Below are 6,000 nucleotides of genomic sequence, written 5' to 3'. Positions count from 1 at the left end.
CTCGCTACTCGCTCGTTTAATCGTTGGGTTGCAGTGCATGTGACCTACTTTTGTCTTCAGACGTTGCTTCGCAACGCCTGAGCGACAAAGTTAGGTCATCAGTAATTCTTGACGTCTTCCCAAGCTTGTTCGAAGTCGTTTACGAATGGTCCAAGGTCTTTGTATGTTTCTTGTTCTGTAAGAACTGTTATTGGTGGGTAAAGGACTTTGTCTTTGCTCGCTTCTTTTGTTGGTTCTATTTTCTTTGCGTCTTCGATTGGTACAGCTTGAATGTATCCGGACATTGCGGAATTTTTAGGATCGCATAAGAAGTTAATTAGTTTGTATGCATTTTCTTTGTTTGTTGCATTTTTTACGATTGCGTAGTTATCCATCCACACATTGGAGTGTTGTGGTAGATAGTATGCTAGTTCTTTTGGATTTTGTTTTATTGCATCGTTGGCTTTAGCGGAGTAGGTTACCGCCATTGCACCATTCCCATTAACCATGTGTGAGATTAGTTCGTCAGCAACGTAGGCTTTAACTAAGGATTTTTGTTTTTGCATTAGTTCTTTAACTTCTTTTAATTGTTTTGGATCTCTTGCATTTGAGCTGTAGCCTAAGTGCCAGAATCCTGGTCCCATTGTGTCTCTTGATGAGTCTAACATCCAGATTTGACCTTTATATTTTTCGTTAAAGATTGCATTCCAGCCATTTAAGTCTTTAGGCGCAACTTTGTTTTTGTTGTAAAGTATACCTAATGTACCGAAATACATTGGGACTGAATATTTGTTTCCTGGATCGAATTCTTTGTTTAGAAATACATCACTAATGTATTTCATGTTTGGAAGTTTTGAATGGTCTAGTTCTTCAACTAATCCCTCAGCTGCCATCTTTTCTAGCATGTATTCTGAAGGGACAATTACATCATATAAATCCATATCACTTTTAACAAGTGTGTACATTTTTTCATTTTCATCAAATTCTGCATAGGTTACTTTTATATTTGTTTCTTTTTCAAATTTATCTAGAACTGCTTCATCAATTGTTCCACCCCAGTTGAAAAATACAACTTCTTCTTGAGGAGCACCACATGAAACTAAAAAGATTGCAGATATTGACAGCAACAAAGCTATTATTCTCTTTTTCATAATTACTCCTATTTTTCTTTTCTTGTTCTAAATTGGTTAATATTTGCTGCTATTAATAATATTAAAACTACTGTGAACATTATCGCAGATAGTGCATTGATTGTTGGTTCGATTCCTCTTTTTGTCATTGAATAAACTGTTGTTGAGATTGTATTTATTCCTGGTGACACGTTGAAGAATGAAATAACAAAGTCATCAAGGGATAATGTAAATGCCATCATTGCCCCAGCGAAGATCCCAGATTTTATTTCTGGTATAACTACCATTCTCATAGCTTGTAATGGAGTTGCTCCTAAGTCAAGTGCAGCATCAATAAGGTTTTTATCCATCATTTTTAATTTTGGTAAAACGGATAAAATTACATATGGAATTGTAAATGCGATATGTGAAAGGATCAATGTTGCATAGCCTTTAGGGATTTGTAATATTCCAAATAGGACCATTAGAGAGATCGCAATTACAATGTCTGGGTTTAATACTGGCAAGTCATTTAAACTTAGTAATAATCTTCTCGTTTTTTTCTTGTACTCCATTATGCCAACAGAAGCTAATGTACCAATGATTGTTGAGATAAATGTTGCTGAAATAGCAACAATAAATGTTGTACGTACTGATCTAAGTATTTGTCTATGTGTGAATAGTCTTTCGTACCATCTTAGTGAAAAACCTCCCCAAGAACCAAAAATTCTAGAGTAGTTAAATGAATATACTATTAATACGACAATTGGAGCATATAGGAAAACATATACTAATATCATGTATAGTTTTTCAAAGAAATTGTTTTTTTGCTTATTCATTTTTACCTCCTGTTTCTATTGATTCTCTGTCAAATAGCATACTTATTAAAATGATTACCATTAATACGGCTGCTAATGCTGATCCATATCCCCAGTTTTGTGTCTTTGTAAATTGTCTTTCAATTACATTACCAACCATGTTTACCATACCTCCACCTAAAAGTGTTGATACTTCAAATGTTGAGATTACCGGTACAAACACCATTGTTAATCCTGAAAATACTCCAGGTAGAGACATTGGAAATATTACTTTTCTAAATGTTTGTCCTGCATTTGCACCTAAGTCGCTCGCTGCTTCTATTAGACCATAGTCTATTTTTTCTAATGCAGTATAAATTGGGAGAATCATGAATGGTAAGAAATTGTAAACCATTCCTAAGACTACTGCTGATTCTGTATACATAAAACTATTGTATTTTATCCCCAATAAAGCTAAACCTTTATCCAATACACCATTTGGAGAAAGGATTGTCACCCACGCATAAGATCTTAAAAGGAAGTTCATCCACATTGGTACCATTATCAACATCATCGCAGCTGTCCTAAAACGTAGATTCATTTTTGACATAAAATATGCGAATGGATAACCCACAATTAAGGAGACAACTGTAGTTATTAGAGCTATTCTAAAAGATGTAACTAATGTTTTAATTGTAGAAGGCTCTGAAATTTTTCTAAAATTTTCAAAAGTAAATCCTCCATTTTTTGTAAATGAATAATATAGCACCATAAATAGAGGTACTACAATAAATACAACTACATAAAATATATAAGGATATGCTAATTGTCTAGTTTTCTTCAATTACAGCCTCCTCTTTTTTCATTAAGTGCATATTGTCAGGCACAATTACTAATCCTACTTCTTCCCCAACTTTTCTATCTACTGTAGAATCCACTTTGTACATATAACCATCAACATCTATTGCCATTTCCCAATGAACACCTTTAAAGATTAGTTCTTTTACAACACCTTTAATCATGCCCTTTTCAGCATCTACAATTTCGATATCTTCTGGTCTTACTACAACATCAACTTTTTCACCTTTTTTAAATCCTTTATCCAAGGAATCAAAAATATGATTTGAAAATTCTACTTTATTATCTTCTATGAAAATACCTTCTATAATATTTGTTTCACCGATAAATCTAGCAACAAATTCATTTTTTGGTTCATTATAAATATCAAGAGGTGTACCAATTTGTTGGATTTGTCCACCATTCATAACAACAATAGTATCGCTCATTGTCAATGCTTCTTCTTGATCGTGTGTAACAAAGATAAATGTGATACCAACTTTTCTTTGGATTTTTTTAAGTTCAATTTGCATTGATTTTCTTAATTTTAAGTCTAATGCACCAAGAGGTTCATCTAGTAATAACACTTTTGGTTTATTTACCAAAGCTCTTGCAATAGCTACTCTTTGTTGTTGTCCACCAGATAATGAATCAATGGATCTATGTTCAAAACCTTCAAGATTAACAAAATTCAACATTTCCATTACATCTTCTTTTATTTTCTTTTTATCTACTTTTTTTAGATTTAATCCAAAAGCAACATTATCAAAAACGTCTAAATGTCTAAATAATGAATACTTTTGAAATATTGTATTAATATTTCTCTTATATGGAGGAATGTCTTTAATGTCTTTCCCATCAAATAATACTTCCCCTGAATCTGCCGTCTCAAAACCACCTATAATTCTTAAAGTTGTTGTCTTTCCACAACCGGATGGTCCTAATAATGTTAAAAACTCGTTTTCTTTAATATATAAATTTATATTATCTAATACTTTTGTATCTCCAAAAGCTTTGTTTAATCCCTTCAATTCAATGATATTCATAATAACTCCTCATAATTAAAAATTTGGTGGATTGGAAACCCACATAACTTGCGACTGTCCTTTTGACGCATTTAAAATATATCTATCCTTATCAGAAACAATATAAAATGTTTCACCTTTTTTTAATCTAGTTTCTCTATCACCATAGAAGAGTTTTATTTCTCCTCTAATTACATAACCAAATTCCTCACCCTCATTTGGTGCATATGTTTTTGTCACTCCATCTTTTTCCAAGGTTATTAGAACTGGCTCCATATTATTTTTTACTGAATTAGGCACTATCCATTCCATTTTATGCCCAAGTTTTTCATTTATACCTACAAAAAAGTCATCTCGCTTGAAAACTATTTGTTCATCTGTATCCTCATTAGAAAAGAAATCTCCTAAATTTGTACCTAAAGCTTCAAGTACATCTGATAATGTATCAACAGAAGGAGAATTTAAGTCCCTTTCAAGCTGTGAAATATAGCCTTTTGTTAACTCTGATCTTTCAGCTAACTCCTCTTGAGTTAGATTCATTTTCTTTCTTAATCTTTTTATCTTTTCACCGATCCCCACACAAACTCCTTTCGTATAAAATGTTTAGTATATTAAACTCAACAAATATTATAGCATTATTTTCATAAAATACAATACTTTTTGTTTAGTTTATTGTGAATTTTATGTTAAATCTAATTAAAGTTTAAGAAAACTAATTAGTGGTATGTATATATAGCTTGTTAGAATAGATTAACAAAGTAAGGGGGTTCAAATGGAATTAATTAAAATAGAGAATTTATCACTAGAAGTTCCTAAGCAAAAAATTCTAGATGATATTAATTTTTCTATTCATAAAGGGCAATTTACCAGTATAAATGGTCCTTCCAGTAGTGGAAAATCAACTATATTAAGGATATTGGCGAGGTTAACAAAGGAAAGTTCAGGAAATATCTATTTCGAAGATAAAGATATGTACCAATATGAGTACACTGATTATAGAAAAGAAGTTTCTTATGTTATACAAAATCCGCAACTATTCGGAGAAACAATCAGAGATAATCTTTCTTTTCCTGCCAAAGTGAGAAATCAAGAATTTGATGAAAATCGAGCAAAATCACTACTAGATAGACTAGGACTTGGTCATATGAATTTAGATAAAAGTGTCGATAGTTTATCAGGTGGAGAAAAACAAAGAATAGGATTAATAAGAAATCTCATGTATCCACCAAAAGTACTTTTATTAGATGAGGTTACTTCAAGTCTTGATGATGACAGTTCAGAATTGGTGTGGGACTTTCTTTTTGAAGAAGCTAAAAAATCCGAAATTACATTGGTTTGGGTAAGTCATGATGAACACGAACAAAACATGGCTGAACAAAAGATTTATTTGAAAAAAGGTAAAATGGCGAAAGGAGAGATGAATGAATAATAACGCTGCAAATATGTCGACCCTTTCATTAGTATTTTCATTTGCATTAGTTTTAATAGGGCTTGCGATAAACTATAAAGAAGAATTGGGTCTTGGAAAAGATATTATCATAGGCATAGTCAGAATGATTGTCCAATTATTTGTAGTCAGCTTTGTACTAAATTATATATTTGGACTGGATAACAAATTTGCTACCCTATTAGTTGTGTCATTTATGTCATTAAACGCAGCCTACAACGCTAGTTTAAGGGGAAAAGACATTCCAAATGCATTTAGGATATCAATCATTTCAATAATTGGTGGTGTTGCAATCTCACTTATCCTATTAGTACTTACTGGTGCAATAAGCTTTACTGCTCAACAAATGATTCCTATCACGGGAATGCTTGGTGGTAATGCAATGAATATCATTGGACTAAGCTTTAGAAATCTGAAGCTTTCATTCAGTGATAATAAACAAAAGGTAGAAGAAAAATTAGCTCTTGGCGCCAACGTCAAAGATGCTTCCAAAGAGATTATGAAAGAAGCAATCAAAGGAGCTACTCAACCAACTGTTGATACAACAAAAACCGTCGGTTTAGTTGCCTTACCAGGAATGATGTCCGGTATGATGATTGCCGGTGTAGATCCACTAATGGCAATCAAATATCAAATAATGGTATATTTCATGCTAATCGCAACCGCAATGGTTACAGCAGTATTAGCAGTATATCAAGCAACACCATATTTCTATGAAGATGGTAGACTTAAAAGAAAAGAATAAAATAGAATAATTCAATAAATCTTGCTGCACAGCTTAGATTAGGTGTAAAAATCATCCTATT

At 32.3% G+C, this 6,000-nt stretch carries 7 protein-coding genes; 2 read left to right on the top strand and 5 right to left on the bottom strand.

Annotated elements, in window-relative coordinates; translation table 11 throughout:
* Positions 1 to 98 precede the first annotated feature (98 nt).
* Genes HMPREF9709_RS02470 through HMPREF9709_RS02450 form a run of 5 tightly spaced genes read right to left on the bottom strand, consistent with a single transcriptional unit; the run spans position 99 to position 4,326 of the window.
* On the bottom strand, positions 99 to 1,130 hold the full coding sequence (locus HMPREF9709_RS02470; protein WP_005397611.1) for an ABC transporter substrate-binding protein: 1,032 nt from the start codon (positions 1,128 to 1,130) through the stop codon (positions 99 to 101).
* Positions 1,131 to 1,138: 8 nt separating this feature from the next.
* Complete coding sequence (locus HMPREF9709_RS02465) at positions 1,139 to 1,927, bottom strand: ABC transporter permease (protein WP_005397609.1); 789 nt, start codon at positions 1,925 to 1,927, stop codon at positions 1,139 to 1,141.
* On the bottom strand, positions 1,920 to 2,729 hold the full coding sequence (locus tag HMPREF9709_RS02460; RefSeq protein WP_005397603.1) for an ABC transporter permease: 810 nt from the start codon (positions 2,727 to 2,729) through the stop codon (positions 1,920 to 1,922). Before HMPREF9709_RS02460 ends, HMPREF9709_RS02465 begins: the two co-directional genes overlap by 8 nt.
* Positions 2,716 to 3,768, bottom strand: a complete 1,053-nt coding sequence (gene potA / locus HMPREF9709_RS02455; RefSeq protein ID WP_005397602.1) for a spermidine/putrescine ABC transporter ATP-binding protein — start codon at positions 3,766 to 3,768, stop codon at positions 2,716 to 2,718. Before potA ends, HMPREF9709_RS02460 begins: the two co-directional genes overlap by 14 nt.
* A gap of 15 nt (positions 3,769 to 3,783) precedes the next feature.
* Entirely contained in the window at positions 3,784 to 4,326 is a 543-nt protein-coding gene (locus HMPREF9709_RS02450) for a helix-turn-helix domain-containing protein (RefSeq protein WP_005397601.1), read from the bottom strand.
* A gap of 193 nt (positions 4,327 to 4,519) precedes the next feature.
* Here HMPREF9709_RS02450 and HMPREF9709_RS02445 point away from each other — a divergent pair, with 193 nt between their 5' ends.
* Complete coding sequence (locus tag HMPREF9709_RS02445; protein ID WP_005397600.1) at positions 4,520 to 5,176, top strand: ABC transporter ATP-binding protein; 657 nt, start codon at positions 4,520 to 4,522, stop codon at positions 5,174 to 5,176.
* Positions 5,169 to 5,939, top strand: a complete 771-nt coding sequence (locus HMPREF9709_RS02440; RefSeq protein WP_005397599.1) for an ABC transporter permease — start codon at positions 5,169 to 5,171, stop codon at positions 5,937 to 5,939. The genes HMPREF9709_RS02445 and HMPREF9709_RS02440 overlap by 8 nt, the downstream gene beginning before the upstream one ends.
* Positions 5,940 to 6,000: the final 61 nt, after the last annotated feature.

Source organism: Helcococcus kunzii ATCC 51366 (assembly GCF_000245755.1).
GTDB classification, from domain to species: domain Bacteria; phylum Bacillota; class Clostridia; order Tissierellales; family Peptoniphilaceae; genus Helcococcus; species Helcococcus kunzii.
The sequence above is the reverse complement of the archived record's forward strand: the minus strand, read 5'-3'. Positions and strand labels throughout refer to the sequence as shown.

Excerpts from the sequence above, each read along its gene's own strand:
- HMPREF9709_RS02440 (WP_005397599.1), top strand. The coding sequence starts at position 5,169 with ATGAATAATAACGCTGCAAATATGTCGACCCTTTCATTAGTATTTTCA.
- HMPREF9709_RS02465 (WP_005397609.1), bottom strand. The coding sequence starts at position 1,927 with ATGAATAAGCAAAAAAACAATTTCTTTGAAAAACTATACATGATATTA.
- HMPREF9709_RS02445 (WP_005397600.1), top strand. The coding sequence starts at position 4,520 with ATGGAATTAATTAAAATAGAGAATTTATCACTAGAAGTTCCTAAGCAA.
- potA (WP_005397602.1), bottom strand. The coding sequence starts at position 3,768 with ATGAATATCATTGAATTGAAGGGATTAAACAAAGCTTTTGGAGATACA.
- HMPREF9709_RS02470 (WP_005397611.1), bottom strand. The coding sequence starts at position 1,130 with ATGAAAAAGAGAATAATAGCTTTGTTGCTGTCAATATCTGCAATCTTT.